Raw genomic sequence first — 2521 nt, 5'->3', positions numbered from 1 at the left:
AGTAGCGGAGCGGCAGGCGGTCCCGGCGGGCTGGGCCCCGCCCCGCCGTCGTCCCCCGCCCCGTCGTCGTCCGTTTACCGCGCGTCAGGCGCCCTTTGACGCCTCGGACTTGGAGCCTGACTTCTTCTTCTTCGAGGAGCCGGCGGAAGACTTGGCCTCCCGGTTCTGCTCGACGCTGCGGCGCAGCGCCTCCATCAGGTCCAGGACCTTGCCGCCTTCTTCCTCTTCGTCCGTGCCGAAGGTCTTTGCCGTATCCAGCGCCTCGCCCTGCTCCAGCTTCGCCTCGATCAGGGTCCGCAGCTGTTCCTGGTACTCGTCGGTGTAGTCCCCGGGCGTGAAGTCGGAGGAGAACGACTCCACCAGCGCGGCGGACATCTCCTTCTCTTTCGCCGAGATCCGCACGGTTTCCTCGAGCGACGGGAAGCTGGCCTCCCGTACCTCGTCCTCCCACAGCAGGGTCTGCAGCATCAGGACCTTGCCGCGGACCCGCAGCGCCGCCAGCCGGGTCTTCTGCCGCAGCGCGAACTGCACGATGGCCGTGCGGTCCGTCTCTTCCAGGGTCCGCCGGAGCAGGACGTAGGCCTTGGACGACTTCGAATCCGGCTCCAGATAGTAGCTGCGGTCGAACATGATCGGATCGATCTGGTCGCTCGGGACAAACTCGACGACTTCGATCTCGCGGCTTTTTTCGACCGGCAGGGACTTGAAATCCTCGTCCGTGATCACCACGGTGTGCTCACCGTCGTCGTACGCCTTGTCGATGTTCTGGTAGTCAACGGTCTTGCCGCAAACCTCGCACCGGCGCTGATAGCGGATGCGCCCGCCGTCCTTGTCATGGACCTGGTGCAGGCTCACGTCGTGGTCTTCGGTGGCGCTGTAGAGCTTGACCGGCACGTTGACCAGACCGAACGCCACCGCGCCTTTCCAGATGGCTCTCATGCCACTAGTGAACACCCGCGGGCGGTACAAAGCCAGAGGCGAGGGCCTAGCCAACCGGCCGCGCGGCGGACAGACTGGCGGTATGGCCAGCCAGAATTCCAGCCGGATATCCAGCCAGAAGGAGACCGTAGACGTCGACGGGCGCCGGCTCAGGCTGACTAATTTGGACAAGGTGCTGTACCCGGAAACCGGGACCACCAAGGCGGAGGTGATCGCCTACTATTCGGAGATCGCCGAGTTCCTGGTTCCGCATGCCGCCGACCGGCCGGTGACGCGCAAACGCTGGGTTCACGGCGTCGGCACGGCGGAGGAACCGGGCGAGGTGTTCTTCCAAAAAAACCTGGACAAGTCCGCGCCCGACTGGGTCTTGCGGCACACCATCGAGCACAAGAGCAACATCAACGTCTACCCGTTGGCCAATGACCGGGCCACCCTGACGTGGCTGGCGCAGATTGCGGCCCTGGAAATCCATGTTCCGCAGTGGAAGTTCGGACCGCGCGGCAAGATCAACAATCCCGACCGGATGGTGCTGGACCTGGACCCGGGGGAAGGGGCCGGGCTGGCCGAGTGCGTCGAAGTCGCCTTCCTGATCAAGGACATCCTCGAGGGGATGGGGCTCGACCCGAGGCCGGTGACCTCCGGTTCCAAGGGCATTCACCTTTACGCCGGGCTGGACGGCAAACAGACCTCGGAGGACGTCAGCCAGGTGGCCCACGAACTCGCCCGCCTGCTGGAGGCCGACCATCCGGACCTCGTGGTCAGCGACATGAAGAAGTCCCTGCGCACGGGCAAGGTGCTGGTCGACTGGAGCCAGAACAACTGGGCCAAGACCACGATCGCCCCGTACTCCCTGCGCGGTCGGCCGCACCCCACCGTGGCGGTGCCACGAACCTGGGCCGAGCTGGAAGACCCGGACCTGGCTCACCTCGACTTCAGGCAGGTGCTCGAGCGCGTCAAGGAGATCGGCGACCCGCTGGCCGGCATGGCGGGCGGCACCGCCGACGAGCAGTCCCTGCCGGAGCCGGGGCCGGACCGGCTCAGCACGTACCGTTCGATGCGCGACCCGGACCGCACGCCCGAGCCGGTGCCTGCGGTGATCGAGCGGCGCGAGTCGGACGATGAACCGGTTTTCGTCATCCAGGAGCACCACGCACGCCGGCTGCACTACGACGTCCGCCTGGAGCATGACGGGGTGATGGTGTCCTGGGCCGTGCCCAAGGGACCGCCGGTCACGACCGGTAAGAACCACCTGGCCGTCCACACCGAGGACCACCCCATGGAATACGCCACCTTCGAGGGCACCATCCCCAAGGGCGAATACGGCGCCGGGGTGATGACCATCTGGGACAGCGGCACCTACGAAGTGGAGAAGTGGCGCGAGGGCAAGGAAGTCATCATCGTGCTGCACGGACGACCCGACGGCGGCCTGGCGAACGACGGCGGGCCCCCCGGTCCGCGTCGCTACGCCCTGATCCGCACCGGCGGCGAGGACGGCAAGGACAATTGGCTGATGCACCTGATGAAGGACCAGCCGCGTCCTGCTGCCGGGACGGCGGACGGCGGCGGGTCCGGGCGCGCCGGG

Annotated in this window: 2 protein-coding genes; one reads left to right on the top strand and one right to left on the bottom strand. The window is 66.6% G+C overall.

Going from position 1 to position 2521, the window contains the following annotated elements; all coding sequences use genetic code 11:
• Positions 1–84: 84 nt before the first annotated feature.
• Entirely contained in the window at positions 85–939 is an 855-nt protein-coding gene (gene ku / locus AC5RUJ_RS14445; RefSeq protein ID WP_494001895.1) for a non-homologous end joining protein Ku, read from the bottom strand.
• An 82-nt stretch (positions 940–1021) separates the two neighbouring features.
• Here ku and ligD point away from each other — a divergent pair.
• Positions 1022–2521: non-homologous end-joining DNA ligase (gene ligD / locus AC5RUJ_RS14440; RefSeq protein WP_494156064.1), on the top strand; the 1500-nt coding region annotated here is incomplete at its 3' end.

It is taken from the genome of Arthrobacter sp. Y3223164 (genome assembly GCF_059091005.1).
This window is presented reverse-complemented; position numbering and strand designations above follow the sequence as displayed.

Excerpts from the sequence above, each read along its gene's own strand:
- ku (WP_494001895.1), bottom strand. The coding sequence starts at position 939 with ATGAGAGCCATCTGGAAAGGCGCGGTGGCGTTCGGTCTGGTCAACGTG.